General features: G+C 70.1%; 17 protein-coding genes. 5 read left to right on the top strand and 12 right to left on the bottom strand.

Going from position 1 to position 18,932, the window contains the following annotated elements; genetic code table 11:
• Position 1 precedes the first annotated feature (1 nt).
• From KF837_40460 to KF837_40430, 7 genes are all read right to left on the bottom strand, one after another.
• On the bottom strand, positions 2-412 hold the full coding sequence (locus KF837_40460; protein MBX3233666.1) for a prepilin-type N-terminal cleavage/methylation domain-containing protein: 411 nt from the start codon (positions 410-412) through the stop codon (positions 2-4).
• A gap of 32 nt (positions 413-444) precedes the next feature.
• Positions 445-855, bottom strand: coding sequence for a type II secretion system protein GspG (locus KF837_40455; protein ID MBX3233665.1), 411 nt, complete (start codon positions 853-855; stop codon positions 445-447).
• A gap of 7 nt (positions 856-862) precedes the next feature.
• The gene (locus KF837_40450) at positions 863-1,714 is read right to left on the bottom strand and encodes a type II secretion system F family protein (GenBank protein ID MBX3233664.1); all 852 of its coding nucleotides are present in this window, start codon (positions 1,712-1,714) and stop codon (positions 863-865) included.
• 543 nt (positions 1,715-2,257) lie between these two features.
• Positions 2,258-4,078 (bottom strand): type II secretion system ATPase GspE, encoded by a 1,821-nt coding sequence (gspE, locus tag KF837_40445; GenBank protein ID MBX3233663.1) that lies wholly within the window; start codon positions 4,076-4,078, stop codon positions 2,258-2,260.
• A complete protein-coding gene (gene gspD, locus KF837_40440; protein ID MBX3233662.1) occupies positions 4,075-6,699 on the bottom strand; it encodes a type II secretion system secretin GspD in 2,625 nt (874 codons plus the stop codon). The genes gspE and gspD overlap by 4 nt, the downstream gene beginning before the upstream one ends.
• Before the next feature lie 18 nt (positions 6,700-6,717).
• Positions 6,718-6,942 carry a hypothetical protein gene (locus KF837_40435; GenBank protein ID MBX3233661.1) on the bottom strand — a complete coding sequence of 75 codons (225 nt, stop codon included), beginning with the start codon at positions 6,940-6,942 and terminating at the stop codon, positions 6,718-6,720.
• A gap of 15 nt (positions 6,943-6,957) precedes the next feature.
• Complete coding sequence (locus KF837_40430) at positions 6,958-7,923, bottom strand: general secretion pathway protein GspC (protein ID MBX3233660.1); 966 nt, start codon at positions 7,921-7,923, stop codon at positions 6,958-6,960.
• 226 nt (positions 7,924-8,149) lie between these two features.
• Here KF837_40430 and cysD point away from each other — a divergent pair, with 226 nt between their 5' ends.
• Together cysD and KF837_40420 are read left to right on the top strand one after the other, a co-directional pair.
• Positions 8,150-9,073: a sulfate adenylyltransferase subunit CysD gene (gene cysD / locus KF837_40425; protein ID MBX3233659.1), complete on the top strand. Its 924-nt coding sequence runs from the start codon at positions 8,150-8,152 to the stop codon at positions 9,071-9,073.
• The gene (locus KF837_40420; protein MBX3233658.1) at positions 9,073-10,980 is read left to right on the top strand and encodes a sulfate adenylyltransferase; all 1,908 of its coding nucleotides are present in this window, start codon (positions 9,073-9,075) and stop codon (positions 10,978-10,980) included. The genes cysD and KF837_40420 overlap by 1 nt, the downstream gene beginning before the upstream one ends.
• A gap of 206 nt (positions 10,981-11,186) precedes the next feature.
• Here the strand turns inward: KF837_40420 and KF837_40415 are convergent, their stop codons facing one another.
• Positions 11,187-12,482 carry a S1 family peptidase gene (locus KF837_40415; protein ID MBX3233657.1) on the bottom strand — a complete coding sequence of 432 codons (1,296 nt, stop codon included), beginning with the start codon at positions 12,480-12,482 and terminating at the stop codon, positions 11,187-11,189.
• A gap of 98 nt (positions 12,483-12,580) precedes the next feature.
• Positions 12,581-13,159 carry an exonuclease domain-containing protein gene (locus KF837_40410; protein ID MBX3233656.1) on the bottom strand — a complete coding sequence of 193 codons (579 nt, stop codon included), beginning with the start codon at positions 13,157-13,159 and terminating at the stop codon, positions 12,581-12,583.
• A gap of 23 nt (positions 13,160-13,182) precedes the next feature.
• Here KF837_40410 and KF837_40405 point away from each other — a divergent pair, with 23 nt between their 5' ends.
• Together KF837_40405 and KF837_40400 are read left to right on the top strand one after the other, a co-directional pair.
• Positions 13,183-14,205: a hypothetical protein gene (locus KF837_40405; GenBank protein MBX3233655.1), complete on the top strand. Its 1,023-nt coding sequence runs from the start codon at positions 13,183-13,185 to the stop codon at positions 14,203-14,205.
• 24 nt (positions 14,206-14,229) lie between these two features.
• On the top strand, positions 14,230-15,585 hold the full coding sequence (locus KF837_40400) for a 1-acyl-sn-glycerol-3-phosphate acyltransferase (protein MBX3233654.1): 1,356 nt from the start codon (positions 14,230-14,232) through the stop codon (positions 15,583-15,585).
• Here KF837_40400 and KF837_40395 read toward each other — a convergent pair.
• On the bottom strand, positions 15,573-15,800 hold the full coding sequence (locus KF837_40395) for a hypothetical protein (protein ID MBX3233653.1): 228 nt from the start codon (positions 15,798-15,800) through the stop codon (positions 15,573-15,575). The genes KF837_40400 and KF837_40395 overlap by 13 nt on opposite strands.
• 267 nt (positions 15,801-16,067) lie before the next feature.
• On the opposite strand from KF837_40395, the gene KF837_40390 reads away from it, so the two are divergent.
• Entirely contained in the window at positions 16,068-16,823 is a 756-nt protein-coding gene (locus tag KF837_40390; protein MBX3233652.1) for a hypothetical protein, read from the top strand.
• On the opposite strand, the gene KF837_40385 is transcribed toward KF837_40390, so the two are convergent.
• Together KF837_40385 and KF837_40380 are read right to left on the bottom strand one after the other, a co-directional pair.
• Positions 16,801-17,730, bottom strand: coding sequence for a hypothetical protein (locus KF837_40385; protein MBX3233651.1), 930 nt, complete (start codon positions 17,728-17,730; stop codon positions 16,801-16,803). The genes KF837_40390 and KF837_40385 overlap by 23 nt on opposite strands.
• Positions 17,731-17,786: 56 nt before the next feature.
• Positions 17,787-18,893 carry a HupE/UreJ family protein gene (locus KF837_40380; protein MBX3233650.1) on the bottom strand — a complete coding sequence of 369 codons (1,107 nt, stop codon included), beginning with the start codon at positions 18,891-18,893 and terminating at the stop codon, positions 17,787-17,789.
• Between the last annotated feature and the right edge of the window lie 39 nt (positions 18,894-18,932).

The following is an 18,932-nucleotide window of genomic DNA, read 5'->3' as shown; positions in this document are numbered from 1 at the left end:
CTCACTGACCGGGGGCGCCCTCGGGGATGCGGATGTCGTCGGCGGTGCCCTCCTTCTTGTCGGGGCCCGCGCTGAGGACGTAGGTCTCGTCGTCCGCGCAGTTGATCTTGTACGGCGTGTCCCACGGGTCCGTGATCTTCGAGCCGGGGCTGAGCTCCTTCTCGGCCTTCAGCTGCTCGACCGTCACGCACGAGCCCGGGTGGTCGACGCGGTACTTCTCGGCGACGGGGTGGATGGCGAGGACGTCGTTCTTCGCCTGCTTCTTCTGCGCCTCGGCGTACTTCGGGATCGCGACGACCGCGACGCCGCCGGCGATCAAGCCGACGATCGCGAGGACGATCAGGATTTCGATGAGCGTGACGCCACGAGAAGCAAGACGGCGAAGTCGCTTGAGGTTGTATCGGGTCTTCATCTCGGTTCCTTTGCCTGTGCCTTTCCCTTCGCTCACTCTACCCTGTCGAGGCCGCCGGCGATGCCGTCGGGGCCGTCACTCGTGATCTCGAAGCCGCGCGGATCGCGGCGCCCTGGACATGTGAGCCGCAGCGGGCGGCCCCACGCGTCGAGAGGAACGTCATGAGAGTACCCCTGCGCGACGAGCTCGTTGAGCTCATGGGGGCACTGGTTGTCGTGGTCGGCGCGGTAGGCCCAGACCGCGCGGTACATCGTCGTGATCGAGGCCCGCGTCGCGCGGATGCCGGCGGACCGCTCCTCGCGGCCGCGGATCCAGACGATGAGCGCGACGAGGACGAGCGCGACCGCGACGACCCGGACCCGCGCGCGGCCGAGGACCCCGAAGACGCCACGGCGGCGCTCCCACGGGAAGAAGACCTTCACTGCGCTCGGACGAGGCTTCATCGGTCGCTCACTGAACGAAGTCGTTCATCTGGATGAGCGGCATGAGGATGGAGAAGGCGATGAAGCCGACGCCTCCACCCATGAACACGATGATGAGCGGCTCGAGGAGGCTCGTCATCGCCTGGACGCGCGTGTCGACCTGGGCGTCGTACGCGCGTGACACGTTCTCGAGCATCGTCTCGAGCTGACCGGACTTCTCGCCGACCGCGATCATGTGGACCACGATCGGCGGGAACTGCTTGCTCCGCTTGAGCGGCACCGAGATCGACTCGCCTTCGCGGATCGAGCTGGTCGCGTCCTCGACGATCTTCGAGAGCGCGGCGTTGTCGAGGACGTGACGGACGATGTCCATCGCCTTGAGGAGAGGCACGCCGCTCTTCAGCAGCGTCGCGAGCGTCCGGGCGAAGCGGCTGACCGCGAGCATCCGGAGCACGGGGCCGAACAACGGAGCCTTGAGGAGGATTCCGTCCTTCCAGACCTTTCCTTGCGGCGTCGCGATGTAGAGGAGGAAGCGCGAGAGGACGAACCCGACGACGATGCCGATGACGATGCCGATCGAGTACGAGAGGATCGAGCTCACCGCGAAGAAGAACATCAGGAGCGCGGAGGCGCCGAGCACGGCCGCGATCGTCCAGGCCGTCTTCTTCGTGCCCGGCGCGAGCGCCTTGCGCGTGAACACCATCGTCGCGAGCGACGTGACGAAGCCGAGCATCTCGTTCGACGAGAGCGCGTTCGACACGAAGATGAGGAGCGCGGTGTACCAGGGCAGCGCGCGGTCGAGGGTGGCGTAGATGTTCGTCACCTTCGGCACGACGACGACCATCATCACCGTCATGAGGCCGGTGCCGAGCATGAGCATGAGGATCGGGTACGCGAGCGCGCCGCCGACCTTGCTCCGGAGGTGGGCCTGCTTCTCCATGAAGTCGGAGAGGCGCTCGAGGACGGTCTCGAGCGTGCCGGAGACCTCCCCCGCCGCGACCATGTTCGTGTAGATCGGCGGGAAGATGTGGGGGAACGGCTCGAGCGCCTTCGCGAGGGCGGTGCCTTCGTTGAGGCGGTCGCGGACGAGCGCGAGCGTCTTCTGGAGCTCCTCCTTCTCGACCTGCTCGATGAGCGCGGAGACGGACTCGACGAGCGGGATGCCCGCGCCGACGAGGGTGGCGAGCTGGCGCGTGAGCATCGCGACGTCGCCGACCGAGACGCGGTTGAAGAACGCGCCGAGGTTGATCGAGCGCCCCTGCTTCTTGCCCCGCTTCTCCTCCGACGCCTCCGTGAGGAGGATGCCCTCGCGCTTGAGCTGCGCGCGGAGGATCTTCGGGTTGTCCGCGTCGCGGACGCCGGAGACCTTCTTCCCGCTCGCGACCGCGAGGCCGGTGTAGACGAAGACCGCCATCGGGGGACCTCACACCCTCACGTTGCGGACGGAGGTCGGCTGCGCGGTGTCGGCCTCGACGTCGTCCTGCGTCGCGCCGAGGACCTCCTCGAGGCTGGTGAGCCCGGCGAGGACCTTGCGCGCGCCGTCGTCGCGGAGCGAGTCCATGCCCTGCTCCATCGCCGCGCGCTTGATCGCCTGCGCGTCGGCGCCCTTGAGCACCATCGGACCGACGACGTCGTCCATCATCAGGAGCTCGTAGATGCCGCGGCGGCCGGTGAAGCCCGTCTGCGCGCACTTGTCGCAACCCTTCGGGCGGAAGAGGGTGATGTGCTCGGGGAGGTGCTCGAGCGGGTCCTGCGCGTGAACGCTGCGCGGGTAGTAGCGCGAGGTCGGGATCGTCTGGCGCTTCCGCCGCGCCGCCGCGCGCTCCGGCGTGAGGCCGAGCTCTTCGAGGTCGGCCGGCGACGCGTTGTACGACTCCTTGCAGCTCGGGCAGAGCATGCGCACGAGGCGCTGCGCGAGGACGCCGATGACGGCGGAGCGGAGGAGGAACGGCTCGACCCCCATGTCGACCATACGCGTGAACGCGCCGGCGGCGTCGTTCGTGTGGATCGTGCTGAGCACGAGGTGACCGGTGAGCGACGCGTTGATCGCGATCTCGACCGTCTCCTTGTCGCGGATCTCGCCGACCATGACGACGTCGGGATCCTGACGGAGGAAGGCGCGGAGCGCGCTCGCGAAGGTGAGGCCGATCTTCGCGTTGACGTGGACCTGATGGATCTGGGGGAGCTCGTACTCGACCGGGTCCTCCGCCGTGAGGATGTTGATGTTCGGCTGGTTGATGCGGTTCAAGCACGCGTACAGCGTCGTCGTCTTGCCGGAGCCGGTCGGGCCGGTGACGAGGATGATGCCGTCGGGGCGGTGGATGAGCGTGTCCATCAGCGCGTAGTCGCGCGCGCTGAAGCCGAGGTCGGGCAGGTCGAGGAGGACCGACGACTTGTTGAGGAGACGCATGACGATCCGCTCGTAGCCGCGGCTCGTCGGGATGGTGCTGACGCGGATGTCGAACGCCTTGCCCGCGATCTTCTTCGAGATGCGTCCGTCCTGCGGGAGGCGCTTCTCGGCGATGTTGAGCGCGGACTCGATCTTCACGCGGCTGACGATGCTGCTCATGAACGCTCGCGGTGCGCGACGAGCGACGTAGAGCTCGCCGTCGATCCGATAGCGGACGATGACCTCTTTCTCTTCCGGCTCGATGTGGATATCGCTCGCGCGCTCCTTCATCGCCTGGAGGAAGAGCGAGTTGACCCAGCGGATGACCGGCGCCTCGTCGTCGGAGTCGAGGATGTCGCCGCCGGCGACCTCGTCGTCGACGTGCTCCTCGCTCGACTCGAGCTCGCCGCCGCCGGCGTCGCGCTCGTAGACGCGGTTGATCGCGTCCTCGATCTTCTCGCTCGGCGCGACGGTGGCCTCGACCGGCTTGCCGAAGAGGACGCGGACCTCGTCGAGCGCGGTCGTGTCGAACGGATCGCCCATCAGCACGAAGACGGAGAAGTCGTCCTCGTTCGTGATGAGCATCTTGTGCTGCTTCGCGAAGCCGATCGGGAGGCGCGTCGCGAGCGGCGTCGCGATGCGGTCGACGTCGATCTTGTCGATGTAGGGGAGCTCCGCCTCCTCCGCGAGCGCGCGCGCGATCGTCGCCTCGTCGACGACGTTGCCGTTGACGAGGAGATCGACGAGCTCGATGCCCTTCTCGCGCTGCACCGCGTACAGCGGCTCGAGGCGCTCCAGCGGGATGCCGGCCCGACGCGTGAGGATCTCGCCGAGGAAGCGCTGCTCCATGCTCACCGCTCGATCCGTTCGATGTTCCTGGTCGGAGGCGTGACGTTGACCGGCGGGTTGCCGCCCCCGGCCGGCGCCTGCGGCTGCGGCTGACCGGCGGTGTCGTTGGTGCCGCCGCGGCGCGTGCGCGTCGGCGCCGGCGTGTCGCCGGTCGGCGGCGGCGCGCCGCCCGCGCCGCTCGAGGAGGGGCGAATGCCTTGCGGCATCTCGATCGGCTGCTGCGGCTCGTGGATCTTCACGTCCTTCGGGCGCGCGATCTCGTCGAGGCGACGGCGCTCGTCGAGCTTGAAGTACGACTGGCGAATGTCCTCGACGAGGCCGTTCGTGCGCGACCAGTCCTTCGGCGGCGTGTACTCCTGCACCTCGCTGAAGACGAAGTAGCGATCGAGGTACTCCTGCCGCTCCTGCATCTTCCGCTCGAACACGGTCCGGAGGTCCTGCTGGTTGCGGATGATGTACGGCGTCATCACGAGGATGAGGTTGCGCTTCTCGTTCTGGTTCGTGCGCTTGCGGAAGAGCGCGCCGAGGACCGGGATGTCGCCGAGGACGGGGACCTTCTCCTCCGAGCGGCCGACCACGTTTCGGATGAGGCCGCCGATGACGACGGTCTGCTGATCGGCCACGACGAGCTTGGTCGTCGCGGTGCGCTTCGAGATGTTGAACGCGCCGGAGGTGCCGCCGACGTTCGCGCCGACCTCGCTGATCTCCTCCTGCACGTCGAGGCGGACCTCGTTCGAGTCGTTGAGGTGCGGCTTGATCTTGATCTTGGTGCCGACGTCCTGACGCGGGACGCCGCCGAACGCGCCGAAGCCGCCGAGGCCGCCGGCGAGCGCGCCGAGGCCGGCCGCGCCCGCCGCGCCGGTCGCGCCGCCGGCGAGGCCCGCGAGCGAGCCGAGGCCCTGGTTCGTCTGGAGCGGGACGTTGTCGCCGACGTTGATCTCCGCGTCCTCGTTGTCGAGCGCGAGGATGTGCGGGGTGGAGAGGAGGTCGGTGTCGCCCGTGCGCGCGATCGCCTGGATGAACGTGCCGAACGCGGGGATCGAGATGCCCGTCCCGAGGAGGTTCTGCGTGCCGGGGATGCCGGGACCGCGGACGCCGAGGGCGAAGCCCTGCAGCGCGTCGGGGTCGCCGGTCGGGATCGGCGGGATCGTGTTGAGGATCTTGTTGCCGCCGAAGATGGTCGAGTCGTTGTCCGTCTCGAACTTGAACGGCACGCCGCCGTGGAAGCTCACGCCGAGCGCGTCGGAGCGCTTCAGCTGGAGGTCCATGATGACGGCCTCGATGAAGACCTGACGCCGCGGCTGGTCGAGGCGATCGATGACGGCGCGGAGCGAGACGTAGTCGCGGAGCGAGGACGTGATGACGATCGAGTTGGTCGCCTTGTCGGCGGAGACCTTCACGCCGCCCTCGAAGATGCCCTGCGGCGGCGCGCCCGGGGTCGCGGCCGGCGCAGCCGCGCCGCGGCCCGGCGGGGTGCCGGCCGCGGGGGCGACCGCGCCGGTGATGATCTCGGTGAGCGTCTTCGTGAGCTCGGTCGCGTCCGCGTGCTGGAGCGGGAGGACGTGGATCTCGCCCTCGCCCGTCTGCGGGACGTCGATGCGCTTGATCAGCTCGAGCATGCGCAGGTACGCGCGCTCGGTCGCGACGATGATGAGCGAGTTGGTGCGGTCGTCGGCGACGATCTTCGCGACGTGCAGCTCGCCGCCGCCGCCCGCGCTCGCGCTCGTGGACGGCGCGCTGCCGGCCGCGCCGGCCCGCGCGGGCGCCGCGGGCGTCGAGGCGGCCTTGATGTCGAAGAGCTCGTTGATGCGCTTCTCGACCTCTTGCGCCGACGAGTAGTGGATCGGCTCGAAGAAGATCTGATCGCCCGAGGAGCCGACGTCGATCTCCTCGAGGATCGTCATCATCCGCCGGATGTTCGTGCCGGTGTCGGTGATGATGATGAGGTTGCCGGGCGCGTAGACGGTGATGTCCGCTTCCTTCGACTTGAACTTGCCGAGGACCCCCGCCGCGTCGTCGGCGCTGATGTGGCCGAGGCGATGGAGGCGCGTGACGTAGCGCTCCTCCGACGGCGACGCCTCCGTCGCGCCGTAGACCGGCGTGCCGGTCGTCGCGATCGCGTCGGTGTCGACGATCTTGAGGAAGCGGCCGTGCGGGACGACGGTGAGCTTGTTCGCCTCGAGGATCGAGAGGAAGGCCTGGTACGCCTCGGCGACGGTGATCTTCTGCGGCGTGTACACGCTCGCTTTGATGTTCTTCACCTTCGGTCCGAAGATGAAGCGCTTCCCCGTCATCTGCGAGATCACGCGCACGAGCTCGCCGAGGTCGGCGTCCTCGAGCGAGAACGTGACGCGGGAGTTCGGGGAGCGCGGCTCGAACTCGAGGCCGCTCTCGAACTGCGAGAGGCTCTGCGTGTCGCCCTGCGCCTTGCCGTTCGGGCCCACCGTGGGGGTCGTGTCCTTCGTGCCGCCACCGGCGGCGGGCGTGGGCGTCGCCTGCGTCGGGATCGCCGACGCGTCGCCGCGCGGGCTGCGATCGCGGATGCGCGGCTGCGCTTCCGCGAGCCCCGCGATGAAGGGAACTGCGGAGAGAGCGGTGAGGGCGAGCGCTGCAGATCGCTTCTTCATCGACGTTGGGCTCGGCGATCAGATCGAGACGGGCTTCTTCGCCGTCGTGGTCGCGGCCGGCGCGGGGGTCTTCGCCTCGCTCTCGTCGCTCGTGGAGCGCGAGGCCGGCGCGACGGCGCGGCTCGTCACGAAGACGGCGGTGGCGGAGAGGCCGCCGACGAAGACGATGCAGGCGCCGACGAGGACGACCACCGTCTTCCAGGTGCGGGCGAAGAGGTCGTCGTCTTTCGTGTCGTGACTCATGATGGGAGCTCGTTTTCAGTGGATGTTGTAGTCGATGTTCATGTTCTGGCCGCGGCGGTTCAGGCTGATCGTCAGCTTGTCCGCGGTGCGGAGGCGCGCGTACGCCTCGAGCGCCTTCTCGGGGCTCGCCATGTCGAAACCGTTGATCGTCTGGAGGCGGTCGCCGTTCTCCATGCCGAGCGTGCCGAGGAGCGTGTCGGGACGGACGCCGAAGAGGCGGATGCCGACGACCTTGCCGTTCTCCTGCTCGGGGACGATGCGCGCCTGACGCATCAGCTCCGCCTGGTTCTCGAGGATCTTGTCGACGACGCCGCGATCGATGTTGAACTCGGTCGGGCTGACCTTCTGGATCCCCTTCGCCATGTCGGGATCGAGCGGCTTCGCGCCACGCGGCGGCGGGCCGGCGTCGGAGGCGGGCGCGGGCGCGGCGGGGGCGGCGGCCTTCGGCGCGTCCTTCGTCTCGAACAGGCTCGCCTGACAGAGCGCGGCGCCGTTCTGGAGCCAGACCCGGTCCCAGCCGACGAAGTGGAGGGTCTTGCCGTTCACGTCGCCGCCGCGGCGGCGCATGATCGACTTGCCGCCCTCGCCGCTGAACGCCGCGAACGACCACTCGGGATCGGCCGACGCGGCGATGATGAGGACCTTCACCCCGTCGCAGTTGGGGGCGTTCCAGGGATCGGTCGTATCGAGCGGGCCCGTGGTCTCGACGCTCTCGTCGACCGGCACCGGCTTCAGCGATCCGGTGACGTGGTCGAACGGGTTGCGGGTGATGATCGGCTCGGGGTCCGTCGAGCGAGCGCTCGTCGTCGTCAGGATCGTCCCCTTCGCGACGGGCGGTGGGGTCGAGAGCGCCTTCTCGTCCGGGCCGAGGCCGATGCCGACGAGCTGCGTCACGGCCTGGGCGTTCAGCAGCGCCGCGATCCCGATCATCGGAAGGATCACGAGCCAGAAGTTCTTCTTCAGCAGCTGGTCGACTTGGATGGCCATGATGGAGGATGCGCCGCAAATGTGTCGATTTGCGAAGCGCATGCCACTCGTTTAGCCCGCGAAGATCAAGGAGATTCTGGGGATTTTCGGGCTGTGGAGAACCCGGTCCGTCGCCAGGATGGCGCGACTTCGGTCGCCGGCCCCGGCCAGCTGACAAAGTGACAATCGCTCTCGCGCCCCGCTCCTTCATGTTAGACGTACATTCATTATCGTAAACTCGATGGTCTCGACGCGTACGGAACCGCGGCGGCTCTCGCATCTCAGGGAGTTGGAAGCGGAGAGTATCCATGTCTTCCGGGAGGTCGTAGCGGAGCTCGAGCGGCCGGTCCTCCTCTATTCTATTGGAAAGGACTCCTCCGTCCTCGTCCGCCTCGCGCAGAAGGCGTTCGCGCCGGCGCCGCTCCCCTTCCCGCTCCTCCACATCGATACGACGTGGAAATTCCGCGAGATGATCGCGTTCCGCGACCGCTTCGCGCGCGAGCACGGCGTCGACCTGCGCGTCCACACGAACCACTCGGCGCTCGCGGAGGGGGCGAGCCCGTTCACGTGGGGCTCGAACAAGTACACGCAGGTGATGAAGACGCACGCGCTCCTCGACGCGCTGCGCGCGGGCGGCTGGGACGCGGCGTTCGGCGGCGCGCGCCGCGACGAGGAGCGCTCGCGCGCGAAGGAGCGCGTCCTCTCGTTCCGCGATCCGTACGGGCAGTGGGACCCGAAGAACCAGCGGCCGGAGCTGTGGAGCCTCTACAACGGCAAGGTCCGGAAGGGCGAGAGCCTCCGCGCGTTCCCGCTCTCCAACTGGACCGAGCTCGACGTGTGGCAATACATCTGGCTCGAAGGGCTCCCGATCGTGCCGCTCTACTTCGCGGCGCCGCGTCCGGTCGTCGAGCGCGACGGCGCGCTCTTGATGGTCGACGACGATCGCTTTCCGCTCTTGCCCGGCGAGACGCCGCGGACGGAGATGGTCCGCTTCCGCACGCTCGGCTGCTACCCGCTCACGGGCGCGGTCCGCAGCACCGCCGCCACGTTGCCGGAGATCATCCGCGAGATGATCGAGGCCAAGGTCTCGGAGCGCCAGGGCCGCCTCATCGATCAGGACGAGGAGGCGTCGATGGAGACGAAGAAGCGCGAGGGCTACTTCTGATGGCCTTGCGTTGGACGACGACGAGCGCGGACGCGTTGCACGAGTGGGTCCAGGCTCAAGAAGAGAAGGAGATCCTTCGCTTCGTGACGATCGGCTCGGTCGACGACGGGAAGTCGACGCTGATCGGGCGGCTCCTCCACGACGCGCACGGGCTCTACCAGGATCAGCTCGACGCCGTTCGTCGCGCGTCGGCGAGGGGCGCGACGCGGGTGGGCGCGTCGGCGTCGGAGATCGACTTCTCGCTCTTCACCGACGGCCTCCTCGCGGAGCGGGAGCAAGGGATCACGATCGACGTCGCGTACCGCTACTTCACGACGTCGCGGCGGAAGTTCATCATCGCCGACACCCCCGGCCACGTGCAGTATACACGCAACATGGCGACGGGGGCGTCGACCGCCGGCGCGGCCGTCATCCTCGTCGACGCGCGGCTCGGCGTCATCGAGCAGACGGAGCGCCACGCGCGCATCGCCGCGCTGCTGGGGATCCCGCACGTGGTCGCGTGCGTGAACAAGATGGACCTCGTCGCCTTCGACGAAGGGCGCTTCGCCGCGATCGTGGCGGAGCTCGACGCGCTCGCCGCGGTGGTCGGGCTGCCGTCGCTCTCCGCGATCCCGGTGAGCGCGCTCGCGGGCGACAACGTCGTCGCGGCGAGCACGCGCATGCCGTGGTGGACGGGCGGGACGCTGCTCGAGCGGCTCGAGACGCTGCCGGCCGCGGCGCCGGCGGCGACGGGCTTCCGCATGCCGGTGCAGCTGGTCATCCGGCCCGGCCTCTCGTACCGCGGCTTCGCGGGCCGCATCGCGTCGGGCACGATCGCGGTGGGAGACGAGGTGGTCGCCCTCCCTTCGGGGAAGCGCGCGCGCGTCGTCGCGATCGACGTCGGCGACCGCAGCGTCGCGAGCGCGGGGGCGGGCGAGAGCGTCGCGCTGCGCCTCGGCGACGAGATCGACGTGAGCCGCGGCGACCTCCTCGCGCACCCCGACGATCTCCCGGAGAGCGCCAGCCTCCTCGAGGCCGACCTGGTATGGATGAGCGAGCGCCCGCTCGAGCGCGGTCGCGTCTACCTCGTGAAGCACACGACGCGCACCGTACGCGCAGAGCTCGACGCGGCCCCGTCGCAGCCGCAGCCGCAGCCGCTCGGCCTCAACGCGATCGCGCGCGTGCAACTCCGCGCACGCGCCCCGCTCACGTTCGACCCCTACACAAGAAACCGCACGACCGGCGCCTTCATCGTCATCGACACACGCACGAACGACACCGTCGCCGCCGGCATGCTCCGCAGCGCCGCCGCCGCCGCGGCGCGCGACGTCGCTGCGGCGCGCGACGTCGCTGCGGCGCGCGACTACGCAACCGCACGCGACGTCGCTGCGGCGCGCGACTACGCAACCGCACGCGACGTCGCTGCGGCGCGCGGCGTGGTGTCGGTCGAGGAGCGGCGCGCGCGGCTCGGTCAGCGCGGTCTTGTCGCAGAGGTGCCGGCCTCGCTCGCACGCGCGATCGAGCGGCGTCTCTTCGATCGCGGCCGCCTCGTCGCGGTCGTCCCAGCGGACGCCGCAGCGGCGTGCGCCGATGCCGGCCTCATCGCGCTCGTAGCAGTGGACACGGCAGCGCCACGCGCCGATGCATCCCTCGTCGCACCGCACGCGGCACCCCAGGCGGGCCTCGCAACGCACGCCGCGGCACGCGCCGATGCGGCCCCCGTCACGACGAACGCAGACGATGCCGGCTTCGTCGCAGCCCACGCCGCAGCGGCTCCCGTCGACGCGGCACCCGTCGCGGCGGACGATACCAACTTCGTCGCAGCGGCACCGGGCGAGGCGGGCCTCGTCGCGCTTGTCGAGACCGCTTCGCGCGACACCGATGTCGACACCGTCGCGAACGAGCTCTTCATCCAGTCGGAGCCGTAGCCGCGTGCTCGTAACAGGCGAGCTCGGGAGCCGCGCTCGCAGCAGGGCGGACCGACGGCGCCTTCATCAGCTCGAGCGCGACGATCCTCAGTCGAGCCCGGAGCCGCGCGAACGAGGGCGTCGCCTCCGCTGGCTCGAGCGCGCGACGATTCCCAGTCGGAGTGAGGCCGAGCGGCGCGTCTGCGTGCTCGCAGCTGTCGAGCGGGCTACATCATCGATTCGTAAGGGTCGCGTGGCGGGGGGAGCTCGTCGGGGGGTGCGTCTTTGCGGAAGCGGCGGCGGAGGCCGAATAGGAGCGCGACGACGGCGACGACGCCGGCGGCGTAGGCGACGTTGTCGCTCGGGGGCTCGTTCGACATGCTGCAGCCGCCGGCGGCGGAGTCGTCCGCCGCGGCCGGTGCGCCCGTCGCCGGCTCGCCGTCGTCGTCCGCCGCCGACGTGTCGCCGAGGAGGTCCGCCTTCGCAGAGTGCTGCTGCGCGCCTGGCGTCGGCTCGTTGCCGCCCTGGTTCATGATGCCGCTCGAGCCGCTCGAGCCGTCCGACGCGGGCAGAGGCGCCCACGGGTTGACCTGGCCCTCGAGCCACAACGGCTGCTTCGCGACGTCGAAGGCCGCCTTGATCAGCTTCTCGAACTTGGAGATATGCGTGTAGACTGCATGGGCGTTGCCGCCCACGCACGTCGACGCCATGTTGCCGTTCGACGGCTGGCCGTTGCCTGCGCGTGCGCTCACGCCGATGACGGCGCCGCCCTTCGCGAACGCCGGGGCGCCGCTGTCGCCCGCGCACGCCGACTCGCCGGTCATGAACTCCGCGTCGCCATAGCCCCAGGCCGGGTTGGTCGGGTACGGGCCCGGGCCGACGCCGAGGAGCGGGATGTCCCTCCGCGCCGAGCGCGCCGCGACGAGGCTGCCCGACTCGTTGACGCCCCAGCCGACGACGTCGACCTTCTCCGTCGCCGCCGGCGCGGTCATGCGCAGCGGCGCGACCGGCGACGTGAGCTCCCGGTCGAGCATGACGAGCGCGATGTCGTGGTTGCAGACCGTGTCCGACGCATCCACGATGATGCGCTTGCCGCGGGCCGCCGCGTTCGCCTCGACCGCCGAGTCCGGCGCGACCCCGTTCGTTCCCACGAACACCGCGAGGTGGCTCGCGACGCGGTTGCCTCGGATCATCGAGCCGCTGATCGGCGTACCGTCCTGCGCACATGCGGTGGTCGCGTCGGTGTTCGACACGCAATGTCGGGCGGTGAGGACGAGGTTCGGTGCGACGAGGGTCCCCGTGCAAAGCGCCGCACGCTGGCCGTTCTCGATCGTCGTGAGCACCACGACCGAGTCATGCTCCGTGCCCGACCCGCCACCACGAATGATGGGCTGGATCACAGTTCCCACGCTGGGCTCGGAGACGCCGCCCTGATCGGGCTCGACCGCGCAGCCGGTGACGGCGGCGCCGACCGAGGAAACGAGGAGCGCCGCGAACAGCCGGGTCGTGGTCGTCGAAAGCACGTGAGACGCTTTCGCAACGTACGTTCCACGTCTCACGACGCGATCGCTCGTGGATCTTCGGCACATCGGAGTGGATGTCGGTGTCGGATCTGGAATTTTCAGGGCTGGGGTGGGCGCGTAGCACCGCCGACGATCCAAGGAAGGAGGCGCGCGATGTTCCGCGCGTCGTCGATCCCACGATGGTGTGTGCCCTCCAGCCTCAGCCCGACCTCACGCAGCGCCTGACCCATGCCGAGCTTCTTCGGCAGGCCGAGCACCTCCGAGAAGCGACGTTTCAAGTTGAGGTGCGCGTCGCCGAACGGCAGCTTGATGCCGTGGAGCCGTGCGTCCTGCGTGAGCTGGTTCTTGTCGTAGTCGCCCCAGGAACAGAAGAGCGTCGCGCGACCTTCGATGAGCGCGCGAAGCTTCGCGATCGCCTCGGGGAAGAGCGGCGCGTCGTCGACGTCCGCCTGCGTGATGGTGGTGAGCTCCGTGCAGAACGGCGTGAGCTTCGGATGCCGGATCGGACGCACGAAGGTGCCGAGCTCGGCGACGGGCGAGAGCGTCGCGGTCTCGACGAGGACCGCGCCGATCTCGATCGTCTCCATCTCGTACTTCGAGATGGTGGCGCGATCGCGATCGCACGTGGCCTCGAGGTCTACGACGAGGAGAAAAGGAGGGAGTTGTTTCGTATCCATGATGGAACGACTCTGCGGTCGCGATGAGGAAGGCGCCCGGACACGATCCCGGACACGGGCTCTCGTGGCGAGACTACGTCGACGGCCTCGTCGAGGCACACGGCTCCCTCGCCGCCGTCGCGGAGAGGCTCGCCCGCAGCCGCGCGTACGCCGACGACGCCGCGTCGATCGAGCGCGCGCTGCGACGCCTCCGCACGCGCGGGCAACACGCGGGCGGCGTCTGGGGCGATCGCGCGCTCGCGGCGTTCGGGCTGCCGGACGCCGCCGAAGCCCGCGCGCGTTGGATGGGCGCGTACCACTCGCGGTTCACCGATCTGCCGGTGCCGCTGTGCCTCGACCTCGTGCGGCTCTGGGATCGCCCGCCGGTGAGCGAAGCGCCGGCCGCGCGGACCTGGCTCGCGCTCGCGCGCGCGTCGTGTGCGCTCCGCGCCGCCGACGAGGACGGCGCGGTCCCGCATCTCCGTCGCGCCCGCGCCGCGAAGGGACCGCCGGAGGCGCGCGCCGAGGTCGCGCTCGTCGAGGCGTTCGTCGCGAGCCGGCGCGCGCCCGCCGAGCCGCGCGAGGTCGCACGTCTCTTGGACGAAGCGGAGCGCATCGTCGAACGCGAGCCGATGGCCGCGGACGATCGCGCGTGCTTGCGTGCGCGTCTCGTCGATCAGCGGGCGTACGCGCTGAACCGCGCGGGCGATCGTGCCGGAGCGGAGGCGCTGTTCGCCGCGCTGCCTTCGGAAGAGGTCCCGCCGTTCGCGCTCTACCGCCGCGCGAGCGGGCTCGCGTACGCGGCGTGGAAGCGCGGCGCGAAGTCGGAGGCCGCCGCGCTCGCGCGAGCGGCGATCGAGCACGCGGGGGACGGCGGGCACCTCCGCCTGCGCGCGATGGCGCTCGCGACGCTCGCGCGCATCCTCGGCGCTCGCAGCGTCGAAGCCGCCGCCGCGAAGGCGCGCGCGGAGGCCATCGTCGCCGCGCTCGACGACGAAGCGCTGCGCCTGCGGTTCCGCTTCGGACCCGCGCGCCCTCCAGGAACGAATGCGCGCTCGACGACGTAGAGTTCCGTAGAGTGCACCTGGGGAATGAGCGTTCGCACCGTCCTCATGTTGCTGTTCCGCCGCATCGCGCGGATCTACTTCCGCGAGATCGAGGTCGCGGGCGACGTGCCCGCGCGCGACGTCGGAGGTCGCCTCTTCGGCGCGAACCACGTGAACGGTCTCGTCGATCCCATCCTCGTGCTCACCCAGGCGCCGTGCGCGATCTCCCCGGTCGCGAAGAGCACGCTCTGGAAGATCCCGGGCCTCCGCTGGCTGCTCGACGTCGCCGGCGCGGTCCCGATCATCCGGCGGCGCGACGTGCCGGGGAAGAGCGAGAGCGACAACGAGGCGGTCTTCGCGCGCGTCGCGACGCACCTCGTCGGCGGCGGCAACATCCTCATCTTCCCCGAGGGCACGAGCCACAACGAGCCGCACCTCCTCGCGCTCAAGAGCGGCGCCGGCCGCATGCTCGCCCGCGCGCACGCGGAGCCTCGTCCCCGCGAAGACGCGGCGCCCCGCGCGCTCACGTTCCAGGCGGTGGCGCTCGAGTTCGACGAGCGCGACGTGTTCCGCTCGCGATCGCTCGTCCTCTTCGGCCCCGTCCGCCACCTCGACGAGCTCCCGGGCGCGGACCTCGCGAAGGAGGTCACCGACACGCTCTTCGGCGATCTCTCCGAGCTCCTCGTCGAAGGCGCGTCGTGGGAGGAGCGCGTGCTCCTCGTCCGCGTCGCGGAGATGTTCGCGAACGACGCCGACGATCGCTCCCTCGCGAACATGAACCGCGTCGGCCGCCAGCTCGAGGCCGCGCGTCGCGTCCTCGCGAGCTCGTCGCCCGACGAGGTGCGCGCGATGGAGGAGCGGCTCCGCGCGTACGGAAAGCTCCTCGAGGCGGAGGAGACCACCGACGATCGCGTCGCGCGCGTGGCGCACGGCCGCCCCTTCGTCGACGCGACGCCGGACCGCGCTCTACGCGCCGCCGCGATGATCCTGACGCTGCCGCTCGCGCTCGCGGCGGCGGTCGTCTACTGGCTCCCGTACCAGCTCCCGCGCTTCGTCACGAAGAAGCTGAAGGGCGATCCGGACGTCTCGTCGACGTACAAGCTCGGCGTCGGCCTCGTCGTCTACCCGCTCTGGGCCGCCGCCGGCGTCGCCCTCGCCTTCTGGCGCCTACCGGCGCCGTACGCGATCGTCGCGACCGTGCTCCTCTTCGTGTCCCCGTTCACGGCGCTGGCGTGGCTCGATCGCTGGGACCGCCTCGCCGCGCGCGCGAGCATGCTAGCGCCGACGGAGCAGCAACGCGATCGGCTCGCCGACCTCGCCGCGGAGCGCACCGAGCTGATGTCCGATCTCGAGGTGCTCCGCGCGCACGCCGAAGCGACTCGCGCGGCTCAGGACGCGTGAGGAACGCGGGCGCGCTTCTGCGAGACGATCGGGTGCCCGCCGCGGATCGTGGGGACCTGGAACTGCGAAGGCGCGGACTCCTCGACGGCGGGCGCCGCGACGTCGGCCGCGGCCGGCGGAGGCGCGGGCGCGAACATGCTCTGACCGACGATGACGAGCGAGGCGCCGAGCCCAACCCAGAACGCGCGCCACGCAACCCACACGAGACGATCCATCGCGACCTCGTAACGGACGTTCGACCCGCCGACTCGATCTGTCTTGGATGCCGTCGTCATCGTGCTCACCCGTGAAAGCACGGCCCGTGCCGCCCGGCCCGCGCCTCGGATACCACGACAAACAAGGGCCAAACCGCATTCCCACCCCTGCCAGCGTGTCAGCATGCGCGGACGCCGAGCCACGAGGACGCGTCAGGTTGTCAACGTCGTGTCGGACAGCCGACACCGGGTGCAAGGTGCTCCCATCGGCTCTGCTACGCTCCGTCGGTGCGATCGCTTGCTTTGGGCTTCGGGGTTGGGGCGTTTCTCTTGGCGTCGGGGGCGGGGGCGAATCCGGACATCAGCGGGTATTCGGGGAAGCCGTATGACGGGGTCGCCGATACGTGTACGACCAACTGCCATGCGGGTGCGTCGCCGGCGCCGACGCTGACGATCACGGCGCCGGAGTCGATCAAGGCGGGAGAGAGCGGCGAGATCACGATCGTCGTCAACGGCACGCGCACCGCGACCGCGCTCAACGCCGCCCTCACCACCGGCGCCGTCGCGACGGCGGGGCAGAACACGGTGGTCCCCTTCCCCGACGAGCAGCCGAGCGAGGTCGCGTCGGGGAGAGCGGTGAACGGCGCGAACGGGACGTACAAGTTCACGTTCGTTCCCCCGAACCGGAACGGGAACATCACGCTCTACGTGTCCGCGATGTCGACGAACCTCGACCGCAACCGGAACAACGACGGCGTGAAGAGCGAGACGCGGACGATCATGGTCACCGACGCGAAAGAGGAGCCCGCGCCGACCGACGGCGGAGCCTCGTCGTCGTCGAGCTCGAGCAGCAGCTCCGGCGGCGTGTCGACGAAGCCGAGCGACGCCGGCCGCGGCGGTGACGACGATGACGACGACGACGCGACGCCTGCGCCCGCGGAGGAAGGCTGCGGCGTCACGCCGAGCGGCGGCCTCGACGCAGGCGCGGCGCTCCTCGCGCTCGGCGTCGCCGCCGTCCTCGTCAGCGCGCGCCGGAGAAGGTGATCGCGTAGCGGGGGCCGCCGGCGACGTAGGTGCGGAGGCGCGGGGGAGCGCCGAGCTGGGGGCCGAGGCCGACCGCCTTCGCCGTCGCGGGCGTCGCGAGCATCCACGCTTGCTGGAGACCGCGGTCCATGAGCGGCGGGAGCGGCACCGCCTCCTTCGCGATGCCCAGCTTGTCGGGCGTCGGCGCGCGGCCCGGCTCGGTCGTGTACGCGACCGCGAGCGCGGCGCCCGCCGGCATCAGCCGCTTGCCGACGTCGGGCGCGAAGAGGTCCTTCGTCTTCGCGTAGACGTACGGCGTCGCGAACGCGGAGTAGCTCATCGCGTGCACGCCGTCCGGCGAGACGCGCCACACCTGCGAAGGCGGGGTCGGGCCCCAGCCCACGATGCTCGTGTCGGTCGCGCTCGGCGTGCGCCAGTCGACCCACGCGCCCGCGTACTGACGCCCGGAGATCCACGCCCAGCCCTTGTCCCCCGTGTACGCCCAGCGACCGTAGTGGAACGTGATCCAACCCCACGGCAGCTCGCTCACCCAGACCCAGTCCGGCGTGCCCGCGGCGTCGCGGTGCGTCCAGCGGCCGTGCGAGGCGTACGGCACGAAGGAGGCGCCGACCGCCTCCTTCGACGGCGTCCACACGAGCCCGAGCCGCGCGTCGTCGGTCCACGAGCCGTAGGCGGCGAGCACGTCGTAGAAGAGCCGGATCGACTCGGGGTCCGCGTCGTCGAACGTCGCCGGCGCGCGGCGCACGGGAGGATGGGCCGAGACCCCCACCTCTTCTTCCTCGACGACGATGCGCTGCTGGTGCTGCGCGATGACGGGCACCTTCGGAGGTGCGCTCTCGACTTCGCCGCAGCCGACCAAGAAGACAAGCGAAGCGCTCGGCACGACGAGGCGACGGAGGTTCCGCATGGTCGTTAAAGAGGAGCTCTCGCGAGCGTCGGTGTCAACGCGCGCCAGACGAAGAGTCAGCTGGGTGAGACGACGCGCACGACGAGCCAGACGAGCCCGAGCGCGATGACGGCGAAGCTCGCGACCCGCACGCCGAGCGGCTCGAACCACGGCTTTTTCCGAAGGATCATGACGATCGGAAGGAGGACGGCGAGCGCGAGTAACTGCCCGTTCTCTACCCCGAGGTTAAACGCTACGAGCGCGGAGGGGATCGCGTGACGCGGCAGCCCGATCTCCTGCAGCGCGCCCGCGAAGCCGAAGCCGTGCACGAGGCCGAAAGGAAACGTGATCCGCCATCGCTTCTCCGCCGAGACGCCCTTCCGCAGGTTGTCGATCCCGACGTACGCGATCGAGAGCGCGATCGCCGGCTCCACCACGCGCGGGCTCGGCGACCAGATCCCGAGCACCGCGACGCCGAGCGTGATCGAGTGCGCCACCGTGAACGCGGTGATGATCGCGAGGAGCGATCGCAGCCGCGCCCGCACGAGGACGAGGCCGAACACGAAGACGAGGTGATCGTAGCCGGTGAGGATGTGCTCGACGCCGAGGACGAAGAACGAGCCGAAGCCCGTCTTCTCTTCCGCCTTCGGCGCGGACACCGCTGGCGTCGCGTCCGGCGGCTCGGGCGGGACGGTGAACGTGCGCTCGTCGCCCGCGAGCATCGCGTCGTGCGCGACCTGTCCTTCGAGCGCGCGCGCGATGTGACGATGACCGCGCGCGAGATCGTCGAGCACGAGGAGCTGGACCTCGAAGGGCTCGTTCGCGGTCTTGCACGCCCAGCGCGCGCCGAGGAGGATGCCGTCGCCCTCGGTGAGCCCCGCGTCGGTCAAGGTCGGCGTGCACTCCTCGCCGTGGGTCGTGACGCGCAAGCGGCGGAGGATCTTCTCCGTGAGCAGCGGATGCGACTCGCCGATCTCCGCCGCGGTGACGTGTCCGTCGCGGTTCCGGTCGAGGCTCGGCGCGAGCATCGCGAGCTCGTTGCGCGCGAACGCGAGCTTGACCACGAGCGACGAGCCGCGCGCGACGTACTCCCCGGTCGAGAGCCCGATCTGATGAGCCCTCGCCGGGTGCGCGAGCGCGAGCACCACGAACGCCGCCGCGAGCGCGAGCATGAGCCGCCGCATGGAGGGGAAAAAGAGCACACGCGGGGACACGCGGTCTCG

It is taken from the genome of Labilithrix sp., assembly GCA_019637155.1.
GTDB lineage: Bacteria > Myxococcota_A > Polyangia > Polyangiales > Polyangiaceae > Labilithrix.
The sequence above is the reverse complement of the archived record's forward strand: the minus strand, read 5'-3'. Positions and strand labels throughout refer to the sequence as shown.